The organism is Brucella sp. TWI559 (genome assembly GCF_039674265.1).
GTDB lineage: Bacteria > Pseudomonadota > Alphaproteobacteria > Rhizobiales > Rhizobiaceae > Brucella > Brucella chromiisoli.
The window spans coordinates 42055-66043 of record NZ_JBDJNE010000013.1; the positions used below are offsets into that span (position 1 = coordinate 42055).

Below are 23989 nucleotides of genomic sequence, written 5' to 3' on the forward strand. Positions count from 1 at the left end.
TTTTCCATGCGCGCAGCAGTATTATATACGCCCGGCGATATTCGTATCGAAGATGTACCAGCCCCAGAGCTGCACCCGGGACATGTGATGATACGGGTGGCCTCCGTTGGTGTTTGCGGGTCTGACTTGCCGCGTATGCTCATCAAAGGTGCGCATAAAATGCCTATTATCTGTGGGCATGAGTTTTCGGGGCATATTACCGAGATAGGCGAGGGCGTTGAGGGTTTTGAGTTGGGTGAACTGGTGGCTATTCCACCCATGTTGCCCTGTCAGAAATGTGATCAATGTCAAAGAGGTCAGTTCTCGCGCTGCCGCGATTATGATTATTTTGGCTCACGCAGAGACGGTGCGTATGCAGAATTTGTCTGCGTTCCCGTAGAAAATCTTTTGAAGACGCCAAAGGGTCTTGATCCGCGCGCGGTTGCCATGACAGACCCGGCCTCCATTGCCCTTCATGCGATTTGGAAAGCCGGTGGCGTAACAATCGGTCAGCGCGGAGCTGTAATCGGTTGCGGTCCCATTGGTCTGTTTGCGATTCAGTGGATGAAACTGATGGGTGCAAGTGAAGTCGTTGCGATCGACGTTTCACAAAAGAAGCTTGACCTTGCCCGTGAAGCAGGAGCCAGCCACACATTCCTGCCGGAAGAGGATATTCCAGCAGGTTTGCTTTGCAACATTATTGTGGAAGCAGCGGGGCATCCATCATCGATCAATGCGGCGGTCAAATTGGCGGCTCCCGGTGGGCATGTCGTCTTCATCGGCATTCCGGTTGCTGATGTCACGCTGGAGACCAAAACGTTCCAGCATTTTCTGCGTCAGGAAATTTCGCTGCATGGTTCGTGGAATTCATTCGGCGCGCCATATCCGGGTCCGCAATGGACTGTGACACTGGAGAAGCTGGGGTCGGGTGATTTGAAGTGGGAGTTCATGATCAGTCATGATCTGGACCTCTCGGAGCTTCCGGGAATGTTCGATAAATTCAAATCTGACAAGGCGCTGTTTTTTTCGAAAGTCATGTTTCGCCCCTGATTATTCGGGGCGCTAATATACCAATCGGGAGTTGGTATAGGGAGGATTTACATGACATATGTTCTTAGTTTTGATCTTGGCACCGGCAGCGTGCGTGCTGGTGTTTATGATCTTGCGCAGCGCAACATGGTGGCCGTTGCCGAAGTGCAATATAGCACAATCTATCCGCGTGCCGGGTGGGCCGAACAGCAGCCTGATGAATGGTGGGATGCGCTTTTGATCGCCGGTCGAAAGGCAATCGATAAAAGTGGCATCCATGATGTCGCCGCTCTGTGTGTTGCGACCACCGCGTCGACTGTCGCCCTGTGCACCAAGGATGGCAAGCCGCTGCGTCCTGCACTTTTATGGATGGATTGCCGGGCAACCGCCGAAGCACAGGCCACCAGTAAAATCGATCATCCGGTCATGGCTTATAGCGGTGGCGGGGATGCCGTTGAGTGGCTTGTTCCTAAGGCCATGTGGCTTGCACGCCATGAGCCGGAAATCTATGCGCGCGCTGATATCATTTGTGAAGCGCTTGATTTTATTAACTTTCGATTGGTGGGGGAGTGGGTGGGCTCGCGCATGAACGCGGCCTGCAAGTGGAATTACGATTCCTTCGCATCCCGGTTCGTCCCCGAGGTCTATCAGCAGCTCGGTATTGAAGAACTTATCGACAAACTCCCGCAGCGCATCATTCCTGTGGGAGGAACAATCGGCGTTCTTCAAAAGCACGTCGCTGAAGCGCTCGGTCTTTCTTCCTGTCCGATCATCGCGCAGGGCGGTATTGATGCCCATATCGGCATGCTGGGTTCCGATACGGTTGACGTTGGCTCAATGCTGGCAATTGGTGGCACGTCCAACGTGTTTCTCACGCATCTTTCCGGTTATGGTGATGTCAACGGTTTCTGGGGACCATACCCTAATGCGTTGCTGGATGATTTCTGGCTTGTCGAAGCGGGGCAGGTATCAACCGGCTCCATTCTCAACTGGTTGAGCGGTCAGATTTTCGGGCTCAATGCGGAAGAACATCGGGCGCTCATTCAGCAGGCAAGTAGCGCGCAGAAAGCTGGCTCCGGCCTGCTCACGCTTGATTACTGGATGGGGAACCGGACACCTTATCGTGATGGGCATTTACGCGGTGCCATGCTGGGGCTTTCGCTTGGACATGGCAGGGCCGATATTTATGCATCCGCCGTTGATGCCATTGCGCTTGGCTCGGCCAATGTTCTGCATTCTCTGGAAAAGCGCGATGTCACGATTGACCGTATCGTTATGGCGGGCGGCATTTGCAAGAATCCGCTTTGGCTTCAAACCACGGTCGATGCACTTGCGCGTCCTGTTCTGGTTGCGCAAAGCGATAATCTTTCGCTGATTGGTGCTTCCGTCAGTGCGGCACATGCTCTGGGCTTTTTCCCCGATCTCATGACGGCTGCAAAAAATTGCGCTGCATATACAAAGGAATTGCATCCCAATGCGGTGCGCAGCAGCTGGTTCGCAGATACATTGGAGCTTTATCGCGAAGCAACTGCAGCGCTGACTCCCACGCTGCATCGGTTGTCTGCGCGACAGGCAACAGGAGCTCCAATATGAACGACAGCCGTTTGAACCCTTCCGTCCGTCTTCCTTCCGACGAACAGCGCGAGCATCTCATGGTGCGCGTTGCCAAGCTTTATTACGAAATGGAGCGGACACAGAGCGAGATCGCCAAGGAGCTGGGGCTGACGCGCTGGCAGGTCGGACGGCTTATGACGGAAGCGAAAGAACTCGGTGTCATCAGGATAGAGATCACGCCGCGCGCGCAGCGGCGGACCGAACTCGAGATCATGTTGCAGCAGCAATATGACCTTCTTGATGCGATTGTAGTACCGACGGGTGATAGCACCGATTCCAGTCTACTGATGGAAAGTGTTGCACAGGCAGCAGCCAATTATCTGGCCGCCATGCATCCCAAGCCAACGCTGATCGGTGTCTCATGGGGGCGCACCATGTCGGCTGTGGCCAAGTTCTTGCCGGGAAACTGGTGCCCCGGGTTGCATGTTGTTCTTGTGAATGGGTCCACACATCTGCATTCAACGACGGTCAGAACCAGTGCTGTTGCCGAAGAATTTGCCGCCGCCGCAGGCAATGGCAAAACCACTTTGCTGCCGGTTCCGGCCATTCTTGGTAAGAAAACCACGCGCGATGCGCTGGAGGAAGACCCGATTGTCGAACGTGTGATGGAACTGGCCGAACAAGCCGAAACGGTTTGCTTCGGCATGGGCGGGATCACGCATCAGTCTGTCCTTTTAAGCTCAGGCTACCTGACTGAAAGCGATATTGATCGTCTGCGTGACGCAGGTGCTGTGGGCGATATTCTTGGACGCTTCATTGATGGAAAAGGCGTCATCGTCGATAGCGCCATCGATGATCGTACCCTTGGTCTGCGTCTTGAATCCCTTTGCAAGAAGCAACACAGCATCGGCGTCGTTTCCGGTCCCGAAAAACACAATATCGCCGTTGCAGCCCTTGCAGCAGGATACCTCAAGGTAATCGTGACGGACGAGGCAACAGCAAGACATGCCCTTGAGGTTTCAAATGTCCCATAGCGTTCTGTCCGTCAGCCATGTTTCCAAGCGGTTTCCTCCCAACATTGTTGCGTTGGAGCATGCTTCAATTGATATCCAAAAAGGCGAGATACATTGCCTGTTGGGCGCAAATGGCGCTGGCAAATCGACGTTTCTCAAGATTATTGCCGGTGCGCTGCGCCCATCCACCGGAACGGTTGCGATAGACGGAAAAACTGTTTCGCCAAGATCACCGTCGGAAGCCTCCCGCCTTGGTGTTTCGATGATTTATCAGGAGCTTGATCTGGTTCCGCAGCTCAGCGTCGAAGAAAACATGTTTCTTGGGCATGCGCCGGCAAGTTTCGGTTTTTTGAGGAAAAAGGATCGTCGGCGCAAGGCCATTGAAGCATTGCGGCGGGTAGGGGCGAATTTTGCGCCGGATGTGCGCGTTGAAACGCTTTCGGTCGCCAATCAGCAACTCACCGCAATCGCGCGTTCGCTGACCATGAATGCAAAAATCATTATTATGGATGAGCCTTCAGCAGCGCTGAATGAAACCGAACTCAAAAGCGTTTTCGAGGTTATTCGCGATCTGACGCGCCAAGGGGTCGCGATCCTTTATGTCAGCCACCGTCTTGGCGAACTGCGCGAAATCGGCGATCGCGTGACGGTCTTGCGCGGTGGAAGGACGATTGAAACTTTTGATTTGAGTTCAACCGGCGATGAAGCGCTGGTCGGGGCGATCATTGGCCGCGAGCGCTCGCTGGTGGAACGGCAGGAGCGCTCGCCGGTCGCCGGTGATGTGGCGCTGAAAGTAACGAGCCTCAAGGGGGACGAAGGACTTCATATTGAAGGGTTTGAACTGCGGTGGGGGGAAGTGAGCGGGTTGACCGGGCTTAATGGTTCCGGTCGCACGAGTTTTCTAAAGTCATTGTTTGGCGCGCGCGCTTTTCAGGGCGATATTCATTTGGATGGCAAGCCTTTCAAGCCGCGCTATCCGTCTGACGCCATTCAATCCGGCTTGGGACTGGTGCCGGAAAATCGAAAGACGGAAGGGCTTATCCTTCATGCACCGATCTATAAGAACGCAACCTTGCCTGCGATGCGTTCGCGCTGGCTCACACGCCACAATTTTCAGAAAGAACGCACGCGGCCAATTCTTGCCAGCCTTTCAACAAAATATGGTTCTCCCGAACAGGCGGTGATTCAGCTTTCTGGCGGCAACCAGCAAAAGGTTGTTCTGGCCAAGTGGATTATCAATGGTGCGCGCATCCTTCTGCTCGATGAACCCAGTCGCGGTCTTGATATCGGAGCCAAGGCCGATCTTTACAATCTGGTGCATCGTCTTGCCGATGAGGGGGCAGCCGTTATCGTCGCCAGCAGCGAACTCGATGAACTTTATTCTGCCTGCGACAGCATTTGGGTCTTCCATGAGGGCCGGATTATCGCGCGCTACGATCCTTCAAAAACCGATCGTGACACGATCCTGAAAACAACAATTCTGGGGGACAGTTACCATGTCCAGCACTGACACACCCTTGTTTGCCGTTCCCGAAGGCCGAATTTCCTTGAGCAAGCGGCTGATCAATCTGGCAGTTGAGTATAATTTTATTGTCATTTTTTTGCTGGTTGTGGCGATTGCAGCAACCCTTTCCAGCAATTTTCTTACATTTGGCAATATCGCGAACCTGTTTCAGCAGGCGTCGGTTGTTGGCATCGTCGCGGTTGGCATGACATTCGTCATTCTGACAGGGAATATCGATTTGTCAGTGGGAAGTGTGGCGGCCTTGTGCGGCATGCTGGTCGCCGTGCTTATGGCTCAGGGCTATGATCCTGTTGTGGCTGTTGCTGTGACCGCCTTTGCAGGCATGGCTTGCGGCGCTGCCATGGGCGCCATTTCAGCGCTCGCTCAGGTGCCGAGTTTCATTATCACACTGGCAGGTCTGGTTTCGTTTCGCGGCCTGACATATTTGTTGACCGATGGCGTGCCTGTGAGCGGTCTACCGGCAGGCTTTGCAACGATCAGTTCAACGATGGTTCCCATTTTCCCCGGCTTTTCCATAGCCTCTATGGGAATAATCTTCATTGCACTTTGTATCATCGCAGGTCTGGTTCTTCGCTATACGGTGTTTGGTGAATATGTCTATGCGACGGGTGGAAATCCTGAAGCAGCACGCCTTTCCGGCTTGCCGACCCGTGGCATGATCATTGCCGTCTTTGCAATTTCAGGCCTTATGGCGTCGATCGCTGGCATCGTGCTCACCTCCCGTTTGCGCATCGGACAACCCACGGCGGCGCAAGGGCTTGAACTGGATGCAATCGCCGCCGTTGTACTGGGTGGCACAAGCCTTTTTGGCGGACGCGGCAGCATATTGGGCACGTTCTTTGCCGTGATGCTGCTTCAGGTGCTCCGAAACATCTTCAATCTGCTTGGTTGGGGTTCCTTCTATCAGATGACGGTGACCGGGGTCATTATTGTCGCCGCCATTCTTCTCAACAGATTTATCGATCATAGAAAGGGCCGAGGATGACGGTCTCAATGCCTGCTAGCTCTACAATGGTTTCTTCCAGCGAGATTATGGCTGAAACGACCATGGATTTTCCCCGCAACACTGGCACTCTTCTCAAGCCTGACTGGTTTGAAGATGTTGTTGTGAACCGCAGTGCATCCGAGCGTCGCACGGTGAATCTGTCGACGCGCCGTTCGATCAAGAAAGAATATCAGGCCGCATGGCTTGTTCGGGCGGTGCAATGTATCGACCTGACCACGCTTGCCGGTGATGACACGGAAGGCCGCGTGCGCAGATTGTGCGCCAAGGCACGGCGTCCTGTGCGGGATGATATTCTTGAAGCGCTCGGCCTTGGCGATGCCGGCATTACGACGGGGGCGGTCTGCGTTTACCCGACCATGGTGCCGCATGCCGTCAAAGCCCTTGAAGGGTCCGGCATTCCTGTGGCCTCAGTTGCGACCGGCTTTCCGGCAGGGCTGACCCCGCTGCCGCTGCGGCTTGCCGAGATCACCTATGCGGTTGAGCAGGGTGCCGATGAAATCGATATTGTGATCACCCGCGAGCATGTGCTGAAGCAAAACTGGTCAGCGCTTTATGACGAGATTGCCGCCATGCGCGAAGCCTGTGGCGAGGCGCATATGAAAGCCATTCTTGCAACCGGTGATCTCAACACGCTCACCAATGTCTATCACGCGTCAATGGTTGCGATGCAGGCAGGCTCCGACTTCATCAAGACCTCGACCGGCAAGGAAGATGTCAACGCGACACTGCCTGTCAGTCTGACCATGGTGCGGGCTTTGCGTGATTATGGCGAGTTGTCCGGTCAGATCGTCGGCTTCAAGCCAGCCGGTGGTTTGAAGAGCGCCAAGGATGCATTGGCCTGGCTCATCTTGATGAAAGAGGAACTCGGCAATCGTTGGCTGGAACCGGATCTGTTTCGCCTGGGGGCTTCGTCGATGCTTGGCGATATTGAACGGCAATTGGAGCACTTCGTTACCGGACGCTATTCGAGCGCCAACCGTCACGCCGCTGCATAAGGATACTATAAATGCGACCCATCAAGGACATTCTGAAGACCATGGAATATGGACCTTCCCCGGAAGCAAACGGCGATGTGAATGCGTGGCTGGAACAGCACGGCCGTTCTTTCGGTCATTATATCAACGGCACTTTCGTCAAACCGGAAGGCCGTCAGACCATTGCTGTGGCCAATCCTGCCAATGGCGACAAGCTGGCAGAGATCACGCTTGGTACAGAGGAAGATGTTGATCAGGCTGTCAAAGCTGCGCGTGGCGCTTTTGGCAAATGGTCGAAACTCTCCGGTCATGACCGCGCAAAATATCTCTATGCCATTGCACGCCACATCCAGAAGCGTGAGCGCTTTTTGTCGGTTCTCGAAGCCATGGACAATGGCAAACCGCTGCGTGAAACCCGCGACATCGATATTCCGCTGGCTGTGCGCCATTTTTACCATCATGCCGGCTGGGCTGAGATGGTCGAAGATGAGTTCAAGGGCTTTTCACCCGTTGGCGTTTGCGGGCAAGTGATTCCGTGGAATTTTCCGTTGTTGATGCTGGCCTGGAAAATCGCGCCAGCTTTGGCTGCTGGCAACACTGTGGTCCTGAAGCCTGCGGATCTCACCCCTCTCACAGCCATTGCCTTTGCTGAAATCTGTCATGAAGTCGGCCTTCCTGCGGGGGTGGTCAATATCGTGCAGGGTGATGGCACAACGGGTGCAAGCATCTGCGGCCATGAAAACGTCGATAAAGTTGCCTTCACCGGATCAACGCAGGTGGGCCGCATTATTCGCGAGCAGATTGCAGGGTCGGGCAAAAAGCTCTCGCTCGAGCTTGGTGGCAAGTCACCTTTCATCGTGTTTGAAGATGCTGATCTTGATGCTGCGGTCGAAGGCGTGGTTGATGCGATTTGGTTTAATCAGGGCGAAGTTTGTTGTGCGGGTTCTCGTCTTCTTGTGCAGGAAGGCATTGCAGAGCGCTTTTATGCCAAGCTGAAAAAGCGCCTTGAAACCTTACGTGTTGGTGATCCGCTTGATAAATCCACAGATGTTGGGGCGATCGTATCGCCCACGCAGGTGAAGCGTATTTCTGATTTAATCCAGAAAGGCGTGGAGGAGGGCGGTCAACTCTGGCAGACCCCAAATCCTCTGCCTGTAAAGGGCAACTACATCGCACCCGGCTTCTTCACTGATGTCGATCAGGCGGCCACGGTCTGTCAGGTTGAAATCTTTGGACCGATTGCGGCTGCCACAACTTTCCGTACACCAGATGAAGCCGTCTTGCTTGCAAACAATACGCGTTACGGTCTTGCAGCCTCGATCTGGTCAGAGAACATCAATGTTGCACTTGATCTTGCGGCGCGCGTGAAAGCCGGTGTTGTCTGGATCAACTGCACCAATATGCTCGATGCGGGTGCAGGTTTTGGCGGTTATCGCGAAAGTGGCTATGGCCGTGAAGGGGCACGCGAAGGTCTTTACGAATATCTGAGCGCCGACTGGGAAAAGGCGCTCGTCGCTCTCAAGCCTCTTGAAAATTTTGTCCCTTCCGCCTTGCCATCGGGCAGCGAAAAGATTGTCATTCATGGCATCGATCGCACGATGAAGAACTATATTGGTGGCAAGCAGGCGCGTCCCGATAGCGGCTACAGCTATTCGGTTACAGGCAAAGGTGGTGCCGTCATTGGTCAGGCTGGCATCAGCAACCGCAAGGACATTCGCAATGCGGTTGAAGCCGCAGCCAAAGCATCAGGCTGGAGCAATGCGACAGCGCATAACCGTGCACAGGTGCTCTATTATCTTGGCGAAAATCTGGATACACGCCGCGATGACTTCATCCATCGCCTCGTGGAAAGCACCGGCGTGAGCGAAAAGAAAGCTGCTGACGAGGTTGAAGCATCGCTGCGCCGGATTTTCTATTATGCGGCACAGGCTGATAAGTTCGACGGTGCAGTCCATTCGACCAAATCGCGTCATGTGACGCTCGCTATGAACGAGCCATGGGGTGTGATGGGAATTGTCTGCCCGGATGAGGCGCCGCTGCTCTCACTTGTTTCGCTTGTGCTGCCTGCCATTGCCATGGGCAATCGCACGGTGGTCGTGCCTTCAAGCCGTCATCCGTTGATTGCGGGCGATTTCTATCAGCTGCTTGATACATCGGACGTGCCGGGCGGGGTCGTGAATATCGTCGCCGGCGAGCGTGACCTGCTGACAAAAACCCTTGCCGAGCACGACGAGGTGGCAGCCCTTTGGTATTTTGGCTCGAAGGAAGGCAGCGCTATGGTGGAGAAGGCATCGGCTGGAAACCTCAAGGCCACGTGGGTCAGCAATGGTGGTTTGCCAAATTGGAGCAACACCCAGGAGGCGCAGGGCCGCGACTACTTGCGCAAAGCTATACAGGTTAAAAACATTTGGGTGCCTTACGGCGCATAACAACAAAGGCCCGGATAATTAACCGGGCTTTTTAACTGGGAATAGAAGGGCTGGTCATCGGTTGGTTTAGTGTGGCGCAATCAGATGCGGGATTGGCCAACATGATAGTCGATTCCGCATTTAGCCCGATTAAGCAGATGCCGATGCCCATTAAATCCTGCTCCATTCCTCCATTTTCTCACTAATAATTTTCTTAAGAGTGGGAAACATAGGCGGTTGGGACCGGCCCGAGAGACGAACAATGCCAAATTGAGAACGATTTGAAACAGGTTTGATTGGAACCTCTACAAGCTGGCCCGAATCCATTAGCTCATGCGCTGGTGCAAGGACGCCATAATAGACCGTTTCGCTATGTAATACAGTTTGCAGAAGCCCATCTATGGCATCTGAATGAAACGTTACACTCTCGTCCGGATGGGCTTGTGGTCCATAGATAGCAACCATATTTCGTATCTGTTCAGGCGCGAGCATCGTGGTTGCCAACGGCCAAGGACCCAGATCAGAGAAGCTGACATTTTCACGTTTAGCAAGCGGGTGTTCCGAATTGGCAAGAAACCCAGCGCGCAATTCTGGCAGCAATTCTATGCTCAAATCTGCGGTAACCGGTACTCCTTTGATTTCAACGACAAGCATATCAAGTGTTCTATCGCGCAAAGCCTGAACCTGTAGCGGGATGGAGCCGCGCATAAGTAAAATATGCAATGATGGATTTGTTGTCGAAAACCGGCTGAGCAATGGAGCCGTCAGCAACGCGCTTGGCGTAGAGCCAAGACCAATTCTTATGCGTCCTGCGCTGCCTTCATGTTGTTGTTTGACAACGCGGTAAAGTTCTTCGGTTTCGAAAATTACTCTTCGTGCATGTTCAAGAACCACATGGCCGAAGGCGGTTACTTCGCAGCGTTTGCCAATCCGGTCGACAAGCTTCATGCCGAGTTCAGCTTCAAGCTGCCCGATACTTCGAGAGAGGGCCGGTTGTGTCAGACTGATGTGCTCGGCCGCTCGCGTAAAGGAGCCTTTCTCCGCAAGAGCAATAAAATGTCGTAGCTGCTGGATGTTCACGTAATTTTCCTAAATTAACATGAGTATTATGCATGATAATCAAATTTACTATGCATTGGACAAATAGAAAAGCAACCCGTAGCTAGCGGCATAGAGAACAAAATCTATGGGGCAAATATGCAGGATATCAGAGAGCTGATCGAACGCGACGCTGGTGAATTTATTGCGATCAGGCGTGATCTGCATCAGCACCCGGAACTTGCTTTTAAAGAAACCCGAACTGCGGGCATTGTTGCTTCCCTTTTGGAAGGGTGGGGCTACACAGTTGAGCGCAATATCGGCACAACGGGGGTTGTCGGGCGGCTGCGTCATGGTGGTTCAACGGCGTCAATTGGACTGCGTGCTGATATGGACGCCTTGCCAATCTTTGAAGAAACCAATCTGCCCTATGCCAGTGTGAATGCCGGTGTGATGCATGCCTGTGGTCACGATGGTCATACAACAATGTTGCTTGCTGCCGCTAAAGCAATTGCTGAGCGTCGTAACTTCAATGGCACCGTGAATCTCATTTTCCAGCCGGCAGAAGAATATGGCCGCCCCGACAGTGGTGCAGCACGCATGGTTGCCGATGGGCTATTTCAAAAATATCCGTGTGATGCCGTTTTTGGTATTCACAATATGCCGGGCGTCCCACAGGGACAGTTGCAGTTTTACGATGGCGCGATGATGGCGTCTTCGGACAGCGTTTTTATTACCATCGAAGGCCGCGGAGGGCATGGCGCTCTGCCAAATAGAACAGCCGATCCGATTGTCGCGACGGCATCAATCGTTATGGCATTACAGACGATTGTGGCACGCAATGTTAATCCGCTTGATACGGCTGTGGTAACAGTCGGTGTTATGCAGGCCGGTGTAGCGAACAATGTAATTCCTGAGACGTCGAGAATAGAACTGACGGTGCGCTGTTTCAAACCAGATGTCCGGGATCTTCTTGAACAGCGGATCACCGATCTTGTAACATCACAAGCGCAGAGTTTCGGCGTGAAAGCCACCATTGATTATTGTCGCGGTTATCCTGCGCTGCTGAATTCTCCGAACGAGACGGAGTTTGCTCGTGACGTTGGAGAAAGCTTTGCTGCTGAAGGCAATTTCGTTCGTCAAACGACGCCGATGACCGGCAGTGAAGACTTTGCTTTTATGCTCGAAGAATGCCCCGGCTCCTATCTTTTCCTGGGCAACGGTGATCAGGCAGGCCCACAAAGTTGCGCTCTGCATAACCCCCACTTTGATTTTAATGATGCAAATATCGTCGAAGGTGCCGCTTATTGGGTCACGCTCGCAGAAGCGTTCCTGAATCGCAAAGCAGGCCACGAAATCTGAGTAGATTACTACATCCATTGGAGGACAATGATGAGCGCTTCTGCAATACACAGAGCGACCCCTGGGGCAGTCAATTCGATTGATCAGGAGTATAAGCCGCCGGTTAAGGCAATAGCTGCGGCAGTCGCAGGGAATGCACTCGAGTTTTACGATTTCATCGTCTATTCGTTTTTCGCAGTCTATATCGGGCAGACATTTTTCCCGTTGGGCAGTGAAACAGCCAGCCTGCTTGCCTCTGTCGCCGTGTTTGGCGTTGGCTTTTTTACGCGCCCGCTGGGTGGCGTTTTGATTGGTGCATTTGCTGATAAAGCAGGACGTCGTGCAGCCATGATTTTGACTGTGACCCTGATCACGGTGGGCACGCTTGGACTTGCGGCAACGCCGGGATATGAAGCCATCGGGATGGCGGCGCCAATCATCGTTTTGATGTGCCGCCTGTTACAGGGGTTGGCTTTGGGCGGTGAAGTAGGCCCTGCCTCGGCAATGCTGATTGAGGCTGCCCCACGCGAAAAACGTGGCCTTTACGCAAGCTGGCAGATCGCAAGCCAAGGCATTGCTGTTGTCGCTGGTGGTCTGATGGGCGTTCTGGTTTCGTGGTATCTGCCACATGAAGATCTGGTGTCCTGGGGCTGGCGTATTCCATTTCTGGTATCTCTCGCTCTGATCCCATTGGCAATCTATATCCGCCGTGCATTGCCTGAAACTCTGGAAAAGCCGAGCGAAAAAAGCGGGACACAGATCGTTACGTCGGTCTTTTCTGATCATGGGCGTTACCTCGTTCTCGGCGTTCTGGCGATTATTTCGACCACCGTATCAACCCAGGTCGGTAACTTCATGACGACCTATGCGATTCAGACGTTGAAATTGCCTGCAATCCTTGCTCAGGCCGGAACTGTTCTCGGCGGAACGATGACATTTCTGTTTGCGCTGGTTGCTGGCTATCTGGCTGACAAATATGGTCGCAAGGGTGTCATGATCTGGCCCCGTATCATTTTGATGCTGGCAATCATCCCGTTGTTTTTCTGGCTCTCTGTATCGAAAGATGCGACAGTTCTGCTGATCGTGACCGCCTCTGTTACTTTGCTGACTGCAATGAGCGGTGCGGCGAGTTTGGTGGCTATTCCTGAGATGATGCCGATCGCCTTGCGTGCAACGGGTGTTTCCCTGATCTATGCGATTGGCGCGACGCTTTTCGGCGGAACAACACAGTTCATTATAACCTGGCTGATCGGTATTTTTGGTGCCGTTGCGCCTGCATATTATGTGGTTGCAACCAGTATCATATCGCTTATCGCAATGTTTATGATGCCAGAAACCCGTGACTTTGACGTAAAGCGGTAAGGCAACAACATCTAAAAATGGACAGAATGGCTTAGTTGGTTTAGCCATTCTGTTTCATGTGCTGTGATTATTCGTATGAGAAACGTCATCGCAGTTTTCCGATAGATATTCGTTATGCGATGCGACCTTCAAAGGTGTGGATTTGAAACAGCGTCTGCGCGCCGTTCTCTGCGAAATCGAGGCTGACCTTAAAACGGCGGGGGATCGTGGTAAGGTCGCCGACTATATCCCGCCTCTTGCACGGGCTGATCCTTCAAAGTTTGGCATAGCGATTATGCTGCATGATGGCACATTGATTTCTGCCGGAGATGCTAAAGAAAAATTCTCAATTCAGAGTATTTCCAAGGTCTTTGCGCTCACATTGGCACTTGGAAAACTAGGTGACAGTATCTGGAAGCGTGTCAGCCGTGAGCCATCCGGCGATCCCTTTAACTCAAGTATCCTGCTCGAACTGGAAAAGGGAATTCCGCGCAATCCGTTTATCAATGCCGGTGCAATTGTTATTGCCGATCTGTTGCTCAGCACGCATAAGCCCCGTGAAACCATTGGCGAGATCGTTCGTTTTGTTCAGTCAGCAGCAGACGATCATGACATCTATATTGATGAAAATGTAGCCAGGGCGGAAGACCTTACTGGCTTCAATAATGCTGCACTTGCCAATATGCTAAAGGCCAATAACAATCTCGATAATATACCGTCTCATGTGCTGGGTGTTTATCATCACCAATGTGCACTGGCGATGTCGTGTGAACAGCTCGTCCGTTCTGCGCTTTTTCTTTCCAGCTCCGGTCGAGACCCGATCAGCAAACACCGCATTGTCAGCGTCGAGCGTGCACGCCGCATAAACGCCCTTATGATGACCTGTGGCCATTATGACGGCTCTGGTGATTTCGCATTCCGGGTTGGCGTGCCGGCAAAAAGTGGCGTGGGTGGGGGGATTCTGGCGGTTGTGCCCGGTATCGCTTCGATAGCTGTTTGGTCTCCGGGACTCAACCAACATGGCAATTCATTATTGGGAACGCGTGCTTTGGAAATCTTGTGCCGGGACATGAATTGGTCGGTATTTGGCGGTAAGTATTGATGATGATGTGACAATGGTTGCGCATGTCCCGCATTTTGGAAAGACATGCCAAACGGCATTCGGCGCATCACATAGGCCAGAACAATGATCATTGCTGTACCTGACAGCGGTAACCAGCCGCAAAAGGAAGCATGAAATTGACGAGCTGCGGATTTTAAATGTCCACAAACTTGAGCAGCACTTCCAATGATTCAACCAAAACAGGGAGTCGTTTAAATCTTGCACAAGAATTTCATTTGATAAAATTTGACTTTTTTATTCATATTTTATCAAATGATTGAGAGCTAGGGCTTTGCCATAAAAGCATTCCGTAGCCAATAATCTAGCAATGCTGTTATTCTCGATTCTACAGGCGGGCATTTTGCCGCCTGAAACAAGCCGGAGACTGAAAATGACTGCCACGCGCACCGAAACAGATACGTTCGGACCGATTGATGTTGCCGCGGACCGCTATTGGGGTGCGCAAACGCAACGCTCCCTACAAAACTTCAAGATCGGCGGAGAACGTATGCCCCTGCCGTTGGTTCATGCACTGGGTGTGGTCAAGCGTGCGGCAGCTGAAACCAATATCGCGCTTGGCAAACTTGATCCGGTTCTGGGACAGGTCATCGCAGTTGCAGCATCTGAAGTGATTGAAGGCAAGCTTGATGATCATTTCCCGCTCGTCGTCTGGCAAACGGGGTCTGGCACGCAGTCCAACATGAATGCCAATGAAGTCATCTCAAACCGCGCGATCGAAATGCTGGGCGGTGAACTTGGCTCGAAAAAGCCTGTTCATCCCAACGATCATGTTAATATGAGCCAGTCGTCAAACGACAGTTTCCCGACCGCTATCCATATCGCGACCGCTGTTGAAGCCGTAAATCGGCTTTACCCGGCACTCGAACATCTCACCAAGGCTCTCAAAGCCAAGGAAGAAGCCTTCAAAGACATCATCAAGATCGGTCGCACGCACACGCAGGACGCTACCCCCGTCACATTGGGGCAGGAGTTTTCGGGCTATCGTGCCGCTCTTGAATATGCCCGCCATCGCATTGAACAGTCGCTTGCCGATGTCTTCCTGCTGGCACAGGGGGGAACCGCCGTCGGTACGGGCCTGAATGCACCGAAGGGTTTCGACACGGGCTTTGCCGATGCAGTGAGCGAAATTACCGGCCTGAGCTTCAAAACGGCGCCGAACAAATTTGAAGCGCTTGCAAGCCACGGTGCTCTTGCAAATTTCCACGGCAGCTTGAACGCATTGGCCGCAGATCTTTTCAAGATTGCAAATGACATCCGCTTCCTCGGCTCTGGCCCGCGCTCTGGTCTCGGCGAGTTGTCGTTGCCAGAAAATGAGCCCGGCTCATCAATCATGCCCGGCAAGGTCAATCCGACACAGGCAGAAGCGTTAACCATGGTCGCAACACAAGTCTTCGGCAATCAGACCACTGTAACTGTTGCTGCCAGCCAGGGACATTTTGAACTTAACGTCTTCAAGCCGGTCATTGCTTATAACGTCTTGCAGTCGATCCGTATCTTAAGCGATGCCATGGTCTCCTTTGCCGACCATTGTGTGGACGGTATTCAAGCCAATAAAGATCGCATCAAAGACCTGCTGGAACGCTCCCTGATGCTGGTGACGGCACTTGCACCGGCGATTGGCTATGACAATGCGGCAAAAATTGCGAAAACCGCACATAAGAATGGCACTACCCTGCGCGAAGAAGCATTGAAAAGCGGCCATGTCTCCGAAGAAGATTACCAAAAGCTGGTTCGTGCAGAACGCATGATTGCGCCGGAATAACTGTCTACGAAAAGCGAACAAACTGTCGAGGAATATCTATCTTTCCTTGACAGTCCGTTGTGGTTATTGATTGCCTAGCTTAAATGGAGATCCCCTATGTCCTCAATCACTCCCCAGAGCAATGGCTTGGCCACGCTCATCGCACGCGTCTTTCTTTCGATCCTGTTCATCCTTGCTGGCTTTAGCAAGCTGACTGCAATTTCCGGCACAGCCGGTTATTTTGCAGGTCTCGGCCTTCCGGTTCCAACGGTGACTGCCGTTGTGGTTGGTCTGGTTGAGTTCCTCGGCGGCCTCGCCATTCTCGTTGGCTTTCAGACCCGCATTGCTGCTGCAATCGTGGCTCTGTTCACCATTGGCGCAACGCTTGTAGCGCACATGAACTTCGCTGAAGGCATGAACGCTCTGATGGCACAGAAGAACCTCGCCATTGCTGGCGGCCTGATCCTTCTCGCACTGCACGGTGCCGGTTCGATTTCGATCGATGCCAAGCGCAGCTGATCAGCCATCAACACCCTGATGTAAAAAGCCGTGCCTCACAGCGCGGCTTTTTAGCATTTTCTGCATCAAGACACAGAACTGTTACTTAAAATCCACGCTGATTGCATGGGACAGTCTTGTAAGATATTGCAACCTCGTATTTTGATTTTGGAAAGACATATCGCCCTCCCAAGGCATGTCTCATAACTTAGCTTGTAGAGAAAAAATGGCCGTTTCCCCCACAACGAACAATCAGCCGCGCGCTGGTGCCCATTCGGGCAATAATTACAGCTTCGCACTTGCCAGCCTCACGATGCTTTTCTTCATGTGGGGCTTCATCACTTGTCTCAATGACATTCTGATCCCGCATCTCAAAAGCGTCTTCCAGCTTAACTACTTCCAGTCGATGCTGATTCAGTTTTGCTTTTTTGGCGCTTATTTCATCGTCTCGCTGCCTGCTGGCGCGCTGGTGAAACGCATTTCCTATAAATGGGGCATCGTCACCGGGCTTGTTGTCGCCGCCGTCGGTTGTGCGCTGTTCATTCCGGCAGCATCCTATCAGGTTTATGCTCTGTTTCTCGGAGCGCTGTTTGTGCTGGCATCGGGCGTCACTATCCTTCAAGTGGCAGCCAATCCATATGTCACGATCCTCGGAAAACCTGAAACAGCAGCCAGCCGCCTTACGCTGACACAGGCTTTTAACTCGCTTGGCACAACTGTCGCGCCATCCTTTGGCGCACTCCTGATCCTATCCGCAGCGACGAGCGATGCTGCAAGCTCTGCGCAGGCAGATGCTGTTCAGTTTCCTTACCTTTTGCTTGCATTGGCCTTCGCTGTCCTTGCAATCGTTTTTGCAATCCTGAAACTGCCTGATGTTCAGGAAGAAGAAACAGCGGTCCTCACAAAGGAAGATGGTTCAGCATGGCAGTATCGCCATCTGGTATTGGGCTCTATCGGTCTATTTGTGTATGTTGGCGCTGAAGTCAGTGTTGGCAGTTTCCTTGTGAACTTCCTCAATGATCCGAATGTGGCTGGTCTCGCAGAAGCCGAAGCTGCGCACTACGTTTCCTATTTCTGGGGCGGTGCCATGATTGGCCGTTTCATCGGTGCGGCAGCAATGCGTTATGTCGATGATGGCAAGGCGCTGGCTTTCAATGCGGCCATGGCGATTGTTCTGCTGCTCATCACAGTCGCAACGACTGGCCATGTTGCCATGTGGTCGGTTCTGGCGATTGGCCTCTTCAACTCGATCATGTTCCCGACGATTTTCAGTCTTGCACTGCATGGTCTTGGCAAGCACACCAGCCAGGGGTCCGGCATTCTGTGTCTGGCAATTGTTGGCGGTGCGATTATTCCGCTTATTCAGGGCGCACTGGCCGATACGGTTGGGATTCATTTGGCATTCCTGATGCCAATTATCTGCTACATCTATATCGCCTATTATGGCCTGATTGGCAGCAAGCCTAAAAACTAAAAACTAAAAAGCCGGTCTGAACTTCAGACCGGCTTTTAAAATTCTATATTATCTTTTTATCCAGCCAGACCCTTTCGGATACGCGAAACGACATCCGCGACATGCGGATTTTCTTCGCTCCGCCGCGCTGAAACAAGACAGGCCTGCGAGCGCAGGATGACCCCATCCTCAAGCACTTTGAGCTTGTTTGCCGTTAGTGTCGAACCTGTTGATGTAATGTCAACAATCATATCGGCAGAGCCTGCGGCTGGCGCACCTTCGGTGGCACCCAGACTTTCAACAATACGATAAACCTGAATACCGTGCTTCTGCGAAAAGAACTGCTGCGTCAGACGCCAGTATTTGGTTGCAATGCGCAGGCGGCGGCCATGACGCTGACGGAAATCGGCCGCCACATCATCAAGATCAGCCATGGTGGTCACATCGCGCCAGACCTCCGGTACGGCAACCACGACATCGGCATGACCAAAGCCAAGCTCTGCTTCAATGGCCACGCGCTCATCGGCATGCGCCAGCGTTTCACGAACGAGATCCTCGCCCGTCACGCCAAGATCGACGCTTCCATAACCCAGTTCACGCGCAATTTCAGAGGCGGAGAGGAACAGAATATCGAGATTGTTGTCACCTTCGACGCGTGCGCGATAATTGCGGGAATCTTCCGGCAGAATGATCTTGTATCCAGCCTGTTGGAGAACGGCGAGCGTCTGCTCTTTCAACCGTCCCTTGGATGGCAATGCGAGCGTTACACTCATGATTGTTCTCCTGCCAGCATCTCTAACCGGTCAAGCCATATGGAAAAACCAACCCCCGGAATGTTTTCGGATGCGCCAAGCATGGTCAACAGGCGATCATAGCGACCGCCACCCGCCAGAACCATATCCTTATCGCTACCGGCACGGCGAATTTCATAGACAAGGCCCGTGTAATAATCGAGCGGACGGCCAAACGAAGCGTCATAAACAATGTCTTCGGCAGCAATGCCCGCAGCGATGATCGCATCGGTACGCGCTTCAAATTTTTGCAGCACAGCACTCAGATCAAGCGCATTATCGGCTGCAAAGGCGCGCAGTGTGATGCCTGCCGCTTCCAGCGAAACACGGATTGCAAGAAACCGCTTCAACACATCCAGAGCCGAAGCTGGAAACCGCGTTGCAGCCAGATCTTCTTTTTCGATCAGGCGACGGGCGATTTCCACAGGCGTACGGCCTGAGCCGGGTGAAATGCCGGCTTCGAGCATTTCTACCTCAATCACACGCGCCAATCCTGCCTCGTCACCTTCAGCAACCAAACCGGCCAGCTGTTCAGGCAATGGATCGGTGCGCTGTTCGCCTGTCAATTCAGCGAAGGCTGCTTCCATCGTCCGTTCGTCGCCAAACGCACGCAGCAGCTTTTTGCGCCAACCCTGCGGAAGACCCAGAGCTTTCAGCATACCTGCAAAGACGGCCTGATCACCGAGAACAATTTCAAGCTGCACACGCGCTGCTGATTTAACGCAGGCTATCGCATCGGCAATTGAGCGTGCATCCGATAGGGCCTCATCGGTTGCACCAAGATCTTCAATGCCGGCCTGAAGAAACTCCGCTGCACCATCGCGACGCTGCCGAAAAACTTCACCGAGATAAGCATAACGTTTCGGTGTTGCCGCATTGAGTGCAATATGGTTGCGGCAGACCGGAATGGTGAATTCAGGACGCAGGCAAAGACTGTCGCCATTTTCGTTTTCAGTCAGAAAAATACGACGGCGCAGATCCTCACCTGCCATATCCAGAAACGGATCAGCAGGCTGGATCAGCGGAATATCAACCAGTTCCGCTTCGCTTGCGTTAAGTTGATCGCGAAGCGTCGTGAAAATCGGTGAAGTACGTGATCCAGTCATTGCCCTATCACTTTGCCTGCTGTGCGCGATCACGTGCCTGCGCGTCGAGTATCTCGCGAACGGCGTCAACGATGCCGTCTTCCTTAACCGTGACCTGCGCCGGGCGGCTTTCGCGCCAGGTTGCGTTGTCCTCAATCTCGGCGGAAATCCGCTTGCCCTCAATCAGATCCTTGATCTGAACTTCGCCCGCTTCACGTTCCTGCGAACCCTGAATGATGACGCATGGCGCATCACGGCGGTCTGCATATTTCATCTGCGCCTTCATGCCGGAGCCGCCGACATACATTTCAGCGCGGATGCCAGCCTGACGCAGATCAGAAACCATCTTCTGATAGCGGCCAAGGCTTTGCGCATCTTTGTCCATCACCAGCACAACGACCGGGCCGACCACATTGGTGACATCCAGCTTGCCGAGGTTTTTGAGCGCCGTCATCAGGCGCGAAACGCCGATGGAGAAGCCCGTTGCCGGAACTGGCTCGCCGCGGAAGCGCGAAACCAGGCCATCATAACGACCGCCGCCGCCAACCGAACCGAACACAACCTTCTGGCCATCTTCGTTGGTGACATCAAACAGAAGCTCGGCTTCGAACACCGGACCGGTATAATATTCAAGACCACGTACAACCGATGGATCGATCTTCACGCGCCCTTCATAGCCTCCAGCGTCAAACAGAGCTTCCATATCGGCCAGCTCTTTCACGCCTTCTTCGCCCTTCGCATTACCGGCAACAACGGCTTGCAGATTGGCAATCGTTTCAGCACCGGTTGCGCCACCCGCAGCGGTAAAAGCCAGAACTTTTTCGACAGCCGCATCAGACAGTTCAGCCCCCTTGGTGAAGTCGCCGCTTTCGTCGAGACGCCCCTTGCCCAGTAGAAGACGCACGCCGTCAGGGCCGAATTTGTCGAGCTTATCGATGGCGCGCAACACGTTAAGTCGCTTGCCCGCATTCGCATCGCCTTCAAGGCCAATGGCTTCGAGCACGCCGTCAAGAACCTTGCGGTTGTTGACGCGGATCACATAATCGCCGCGCGAAATGCCAAGCCGCTCAACCGTATCGGCCATCATCATGCACATTTCAGCATCAGCCGAAACATTCGGCGCGCCAACCGTGTCGGCATCAAACTGCATAAACTGGCGGAAACGACCCGGCCCCGGCTTTTCATTGCGGAAAACCCAGCCATTGCGATAGCTGCGATAAGGCTTTGGCAGGCTTTCGTAGTTTTCAGCCACAAAGCGTGCAAGCGGTGCAGTCAGATCATAACGCAGCGACAGCCACTGCTCATCATCATCCTGAAACGAGAAAACGCCTTCATTCGGGCGATCCTGATCAGGCAGAAACTTTCCAAGCGCGTCGGTATATTCAATGAGCGGCGTTTCCACCGGCTCAAAGCCATAAAGGTCATAAACCTCCCGGATGGTTGCGATCATCTTTTCGGTGGCGCGCAGATCATCCGGCACCCGATCGACAAACCCGCGCGGCAACCGCGCCTTCATCTTGTCCGCTTTATCGGCCATTTTTCCGCCTGCTCATTGATTTTGTTCACGTTGTATCGGCAAAAACCGACAATTCATTGCCGGTTTCCTAACGCATCAAAACGGGTGCGGCAAGTGCAGGAGAGTGTTTAAAAACGCAGATTACCGTGTGGCAATCGCAACGGCTGCACCGGCCATCATTCCGGCACTTGTGCGATTTGCAATTCGCATTGCGCGCGGGCTGCGCAAAAACCGACGCGCCTGTGCCGCAAGCACCACCCATGCGCTATCAACGGCGGCCAGCACGGCAAACATAACAAACAGCAATTCAGCCCATCCAACCATGGAAACATGGGTAATATCGATGACAGTTGGCAGGATCGCAATATAGAAAACCATGATTTTTGGATTGCCAAGCGTGACTGCCAAGGCACTGAAGAACAGCTTCTTCGCCTCACCATCCTGCGGGATGGCGTTTTCGTCTGTTGTTGTCTCGACAGGGGCAATCCACATTTTCCAAGCCAGATAGATCAGATAAGCGACCCCGAGATATTTAAGCACAAGGAATACGGTGTGAAAGCTGTTTGCGAGCGCCGACAAGCCCCACACAGCAAGCGACAGCCAGATGGCATCACCAAGCCACAGACCGAACATGAATGGAAACACGCCCTTATGACCGCGGCTGATAACGCGCGCAACAAGCGCGCCGACATTTGGCCCCGGCGTACCCGCCGCAACAACCAGAATACCAGCGAAAGCCACAAGTGATGTCAGATCCATTTTTATCTCCTGTGATGTCGTTCTGCCAGAAAACCGAACCCGGTGCAATCAGCCCCTCTTGTTATTGAGGCCGTTTCAATTCCTGCCGGAGTCTTTCAATATTCTGGCGGCAATGGCAGCCCTCAATGTGATCATTGACCAGCCCCATGGCTTGCATGAAAGCATAAACGGTTGTTGGCCCGACAAAAGACCAGCCCCGCTTCTTGAGGTCTTTTGAAATACGGGTTGAAACGGCTGTGGTGGGATTGGCAGTCAAGGTCGGATAATCCACCACCAGCGGACGATCCGCAGCACCCGGTTCAAACGACCAGAAATAAGCCGCAAGCGACCCCTTTTCTTTAACAAGCTCGATTGCTCGCTTTGCGTTGTTGATTGTCGAAACAATTTTACCGCGATGGCGCACTATGCCCTTATCATTCACCAATCGCTCAATCTCGGCATCGCCATAAAGAGCAACACGATAAAAATCAAAGCCATCGAAGGCCGCACGGAAACTCTCCCGCTTGCGCAAAATCGTCAGCCATGACAGGCCGGATTGAAATCCCTCAAGGCAGATTTTCTCAAATAGGCGTTTGTCATCCGTGACCGGCACGCCCCATTCGTGATCGTGATAAGCGATATAATCGGGCAGCTCACCGGGCCAGAAACAGCGCATCTTGCCATCCGCATTGACGATCAACCCGGTCTTTTGCTGCACGCTATCACCCATTTCTGCCCCCTCAACCTTCATCAATTCTTTACCATGTCGCGCAACTTCGCGCTAACCACGACTTTAATTTCAAGAAAACGCCCGCTCCAAAAGCGGCAAAATTTACTTTTATGATTCCTTTGCACGGCACAATGAGCCCATGAAATTCGGGGCTGTTCTCCTGACAGCAAATGTCAGGAGCGCGACGGGCAACCGCGTCGGCGAGAATGCAGGACGCAAAACAGACGGATTTGGCTCATGAAACCACGTCATCTGCTTTTGATAGGATCATTTGCGGCTATTGCCGTTTCAATCGTAACCACCGGCATGGCTTTTGCCAGTGATCGTTACAGCACGCAACCACCGGTTCGCGTTGACAATGAAACATCGCAGCGCTGGGTCGCCCAGCTCAACGGACCAGATGTCCGCGTCATGACGCAGCCTGTTGTTGCACAGCCGCAAAAGCGCACAATAATCCGGCAAAAGCAGCCGCCAAAGGCACATTATCAGAACGCGAGCCAGCAGCGCCCGTCGGCCAATCCGGTAAAGGTTGTGCGTAAGAAGTCACAGCTTGACCCGATGTATCTTCCACAAACCGTCTCTTATTCCGGCGGCGAAAAGCCGGGAACCATCGTGATCGATACCGGTAAGCGCTTTCTTTATCTGGTGCAAAGCAACGGTCAGGCGCGGCGCTATGGCATTGGCGTGGGAAAGCAGGGCTTTGGCTGGAAAGGCACGCAACGTGTAAGCCGTAAAGCCGAATGGCCAACCTGGACACCGCCAAAGGAAATGATCGCCCGTGAGCGCAAAAAGGGACGCATTCTGCCCGCACAGATGAAGGGTGGCATCAACAATCCTCTTGGTGCACGCGCACTGTATCTGGGTTCTACACTCTACCGTATTCACGGCACAAACCAGCCATGGACCATTGGAAAAGCCATGTCATCAGGCTGTTTCCGTATGCGTAACGAAGATGTGAGCGACCTTTACGGACGTGTTCCGGTGGGAACCCGCGTGGTCGTACGCTGATCAATTTTCGTTTAAAACGCCGCAATCAGGCCGCTGTTATCCTTATAACAGCGGCCTTCTTTGTCATTTAGTTGAAACCTTTGGCATCTTTAGTAAGG

Annotated in this window: 20 protein-coding genes; 14 read left to right on the forward strand and 6 right to left on the reverse strand. The window is 53.0% G+C overall.

Annotated elements, in window-relative coordinates:
• The first annotated feature begins 6 nt into the window (after positions 1 to 6).
• Genes ABE530_RS15000 through ABE530_RS15030 form a run of 7 tightly spaced genes read left to right on the forward strand, consistent with a single transcriptional unit; the run spans position 7 to position 9509 of the window.
• Entirely contained in the window at positions 7 to 1029 is a 1023-nt protein-coding gene (locus ABE530_RS15000; RefSeq protein WP_265987048.1) for a galactitol-1-phosphate 5-dehydrogenase, read from the forward strand.
• A gap of 51 nt (positions 1030 to 1080) precedes the next feature.
• Complete coding sequence (locus ABE530_RS15005; protein ID WP_265987047.1) at positions 1081 to 2601, forward strand: FGGY-family carbohydrate kinase; 1521 nt, start codon at positions 1081 to 1083, stop codon at positions 2599 to 2601.
• The gene (locus ABE530_RS15010) at positions 2598 to 3596 is read left to right on the forward strand and encodes a sugar-binding transcriptional regulator (protein ID WP_499695038.1); all 999 of its coding nucleotides are present in this window, start codon (positions 2598 to 2600) and stop codon (positions 3594 to 3596) included. The genes ABE530_RS15005 and ABE530_RS15010 overlap by 4 nt, the downstream gene beginning before the upstream one ends.
• On the forward strand, positions 3586 to 5085 hold the full coding sequence (locus ABE530_RS15015) for a sugar ABC transporter ATP-binding protein (RefSeq protein WP_265987045.1): 1500 nt from the start codon (positions 3586 to 3588) through the stop codon (positions 5083 to 5085). Before ABE530_RS15010 ends, ABE530_RS15015 begins: the two co-directional genes overlap by 11 nt.
• Entirely contained in the window at positions 5072 to 6085 is a 1014-nt protein-coding gene (locus ABE530_RS15020) for an ABC transporter permease (protein WP_499695039.1), read from the forward strand. Before ABE530_RS15015 ends, ABE530_RS15020 begins: the two co-directional genes overlap by 14 nt.
• Positions 6086 to 6132: 47 nt before the next feature.
• The gene (gene deoC / locus ABE530_RS15025) at positions 6133 to 7101 is read left to right on the forward strand and encodes a deoxyribose-phosphate aldolase (RefSeq protein WP_499695073.1); all 969 of its coding nucleotides are present in this window, start codon (positions 6133 to 6135) and stop codon (positions 7099 to 7101) included.
• Between the two features lie 11 nt (positions 7102 to 7112).
• Positions 7113 to 9509, forward strand: coding sequence for an aldehyde dehydrogenase family protein (locus ABE530_RS15030; RefSeq protein ID WP_499695040.1), 2397 nt, complete (start codon positions 7113 to 7115; stop codon positions 9507 to 9509).
• Between the two features lie 150 nt (positions 9510 to 9659).
• On the opposite strand, the gene ABE530_RS15035 is transcribed toward ABE530_RS15030, so the two are convergent.
• On the reverse strand, positions 9660 to 10568 hold the full coding sequence (locus tag ABE530_RS15035) for a LysR family transcriptional regulator (RefSeq protein WP_499695041.1): 909 nt from the start codon (positions 10566 to 10568) through the stop codon (positions 9660 to 9662).
• 117 nt (positions 10569 to 10685) lie between these two features.
• Between ABE530_RS15035 and ABE530_RS15040 the strand changes: the two genes are divergently transcribed.
• The 6 genes from ABE530_RS15040 (at position 10686) to ABE530_RS15065 (ending at position 18044) form a co-directional block, all read left to right on the forward strand.
• The gene (locus ABE530_RS15040; protein ID WP_265986615.1) at positions 10686 to 11888 is read left to right on the forward strand and encodes a M20 aminoacylase family protein; all 1203 of its coding nucleotides are present in this window, start codon (positions 10686 to 10688) and stop codon (positions 11886 to 11888) included.
• A gap of 30 nt (positions 11889 to 11918) precedes the next feature.
• Positions 11919 to 13229 carry an MFS transporter gene (locus ABE530_RS15045; RefSeq protein WP_265986616.1) on the forward strand — a complete coding sequence of 437 codons (1311 nt, stop codon included), beginning with the start codon at positions 11919 to 11921 and terminating at the stop codon, positions 13227 to 13229.
• A gap of 142 nt (positions 13230 to 13371) precedes the next feature.
• Positions 13372 to 14310, forward strand: a complete 939-nt coding sequence (locus tag ABE530_RS15050) for a glutaminase (RefSeq protein WP_499695042.1) — start codon at positions 13372 to 13374, stop codon at positions 14308 to 14310.
• A 391-nt stretch (positions 14311 to 14701) separates the two neighbouring features.
• On the forward strand, positions 14702 to 16093 hold the full coding sequence (gene fumC, locus ABE530_RS15055) for a class II fumarate hydratase (RefSeq protein ID WP_499695043.1): 1392 nt from the start codon (positions 14702 to 14704) through the stop codon (positions 16091 to 16093).
• 96 nt (positions 16094 to 16189) lie between these two features.
• A complete protein-coding gene (locus tag ABE530_RS15060; RefSeq protein ID WP_265986115.1) occupies positions 16190 to 16591 on the forward strand; it encodes a DoxX family protein in 402 nt (133 codons plus the stop codon).
• A gap of 205 nt (positions 16592 to 16796) precedes the next feature.
• Positions 16797 to 18044 carry a sugar MFS transporter gene (locus ABE530_RS15065; protein ID WP_265986114.1) on the forward strand — a complete coding sequence of 416 codons (1248 nt, stop codon included), beginning with the start codon at positions 16797 to 16799 and terminating at the stop codon, positions 18042 to 18044.
• Between the two features lie 56 nt (positions 18045 to 18100).
• On the opposite strand, the gene hisG is transcribed toward ABE530_RS15065, so the two are convergent.
• From hisG to ABE530_RS15090, 5 genes are all read right to left on the reverse strand, one after another.
• A complete protein-coding gene (gene hisG, locus ABE530_RS15070) occupies positions 18101 to 18796 on the reverse strand; it encodes an ATP phosphoribosyltransferase (RefSeq protein ID WP_499695044.1) in 696 nt (231 codons plus the stop codon).
• Positions 18793 to 19920 carry an ATP phosphoribosyltransferase regulatory subunit gene (locus ABE530_RS15075; protein WP_265986112.1) on the reverse strand — a complete coding sequence of 376 codons (1128 nt, stop codon included), beginning with the start codon at positions 19918 to 19920 and terminating at the stop codon, positions 18793 to 18795. The genes hisG and ABE530_RS15075 overlap by 4 nt, the downstream gene beginning before the upstream one ends.
• A gap of 7 nt (positions 19921 to 19927) precedes the next feature.
• Complete coding sequence (gene hisS / locus ABE530_RS15080) at positions 19928 to 21436, reverse strand: histidine--tRNA ligase (RefSeq protein ID WP_265986111.1); 1509 nt, start codon at positions 21434 to 21436, stop codon at positions 19928 to 19930.
• A 120-nt stretch (positions 21437 to 21556) separates the two neighbouring features.
• On the reverse strand, positions 21557 to 22174 hold the full coding sequence (locus tag ABE530_RS15085) for a LysE family translocator (protein ID WP_499695045.1): 618 nt from the start codon (positions 22172 to 22174) through the stop codon (positions 21557 to 21559).
• Between the two features lie 61 nt (positions 22175 to 22235).
• Positions 22236 to 22883: a DNA-3-methyladenine glycosylase I gene (locus ABE530_RS15090; protein ID WP_499695046.1), complete on the reverse strand. Its 648-nt coding sequence runs from the start codon at positions 22881 to 22883 to the stop codon at positions 22236 to 22238.
• Positions 22884 to 23120: 237 nt separating this feature from the next.
• Here ABE530_RS15090 and ABE530_RS15095 point away from each other — a divergent pair, with 237 nt between their 5' ends.
• Positions 23121 to 23891 carry a L,D-transpeptidase gene (locus ABE530_RS15095; RefSeq protein ID WP_499695047.1) on the forward strand — a complete coding sequence of 257 codons (771 nt, stop codon included), beginning with the start codon at positions 23121 to 23123 and terminating at the stop codon, positions 23889 to 23891.
• The last annotated feature ends 98 nt before the right edge of the window (positions 23892 to 23989 follow it).

Excerpts from the sequence above, each read along its gene's own strand:
- ABE530_RS15000 (WP_265987048.1), top strand. The coding sequence starts at position 7 with ATGCGCGCAGCAGTATTATATACGCCCGGCGATATTCGTATCGAAGAT.
- ABE530_RS15005 (WP_265987047.1), top strand. The coding sequence starts at position 1,081 with ATGACATATGTTCTTAGTTTTGATCTTGGCACCGGCAGCGTGCGTGCT.
- ABE530_RS15010 (WP_499695038.1), top strand. The coding sequence starts at position 2,598 with ATGAACGACAGCCGTTTGAACCCTTCCGTCCGTCTTCCTTCCGACGAA.
- ABE530_RS15015 (WP_265987045.1), top strand. The coding sequence starts at position 3,586 with ATGTCCCATAGCGTTCTGTCCGTCAGCCATGTTTCCAAGCGGTTTCCT.
- ABE530_RS15020 (WP_499695039.1), top strand. The coding sequence starts at position 5,072 with ATGTCCAGCACTGACACACCCTTGTTTGCCGTTCCCGAAGGCCGAATT.
- deoC (WP_499695073.1), top strand. The coding sequence starts at position 6,133 with ATGGCTGAAACGACCATGGATTTTCCCCGCAACACTGGCACTCTTCTC.
- ABE530_RS15030 (WP_499695040.1), top strand. The coding sequence starts at position 7,113 with ATGCGACCCATCAAGGACATTCTGAAGACCATGGAATATGGACCTTCC.
- ABE530_RS15040 (WP_265986615.1), top strand. The coding sequence starts at position 10,686 with ATGCAGGATATCAGAGAGCTGATCGAACGCGACGCTGGTGAATTTATT.
- ABE530_RS15045 (WP_265986616.1), top strand. The coding sequence starts at position 11,919 with ATGAGCGCTTCTGCAATACACAGAGCGACCCCTGGGGCAGTCAATTCG.
- fumC (WP_499695043.1), top strand. The coding sequence starts at position 14,702 with ATGACTGCCACGCGCACCGAAACAGATACGTTCGGACCGATTGATGTT.
- ABE530_RS15060 (WP_265986115.1), top strand. The coding sequence starts at position 16,190 with ATGTCCTCAATCACTCCCCAGAGCAATGGCTTGGCCACGCTCATCGCA.
- ABE530_RS15065 (WP_265986114.1), top strand. The coding sequence starts at position 16,797 with ATGGCCGTTTCCCCCACAACGAACAATCAGCCGCGCGCTGGTGCCCAT.
- hisG (WP_499695044.1), bottom strand. The coding sequence starts at position 18,796 with ATGAGTGTAACGCTCGCATTGCCATCCAAGGGACGGTTGAAAGAGCAG.
- ABE530_RS15075 (WP_265986112.1), bottom strand. The coding sequence starts at position 19,920 with ATGACTGGATCACGTACTTCACCGATTTTCACGACGCTTCGCGATCAA.
- hisS (WP_265986111.1), bottom strand. The coding sequence starts at position 21,436 with ATGGCCGATAAAGCGGACAAGATGAAGGCGCGGTTGCCGCGCGGGTTT.
- ABE530_RS15085 (WP_499695045.1), bottom strand. The coding sequence starts at position 22,174 with ATGGATCTGACATCACTTGTGGCTTTCGCTGGTATTCTGGTTGTTGCG.
- ABE530_RS15090 (WP_499695046.1), bottom strand. The coding sequence starts at position 22,883 with ATGGGTGATAGCGTGCAGCAAAAGACCGGGTTGATCGTCAATGCGGAT.
- ABE530_RS15095 (WP_499695047.1), top strand. The coding sequence starts at position 23,121 with ATGAAACCACGTCATCTGCTTTTGATAGGATCATTTGCGGCTATTGCC.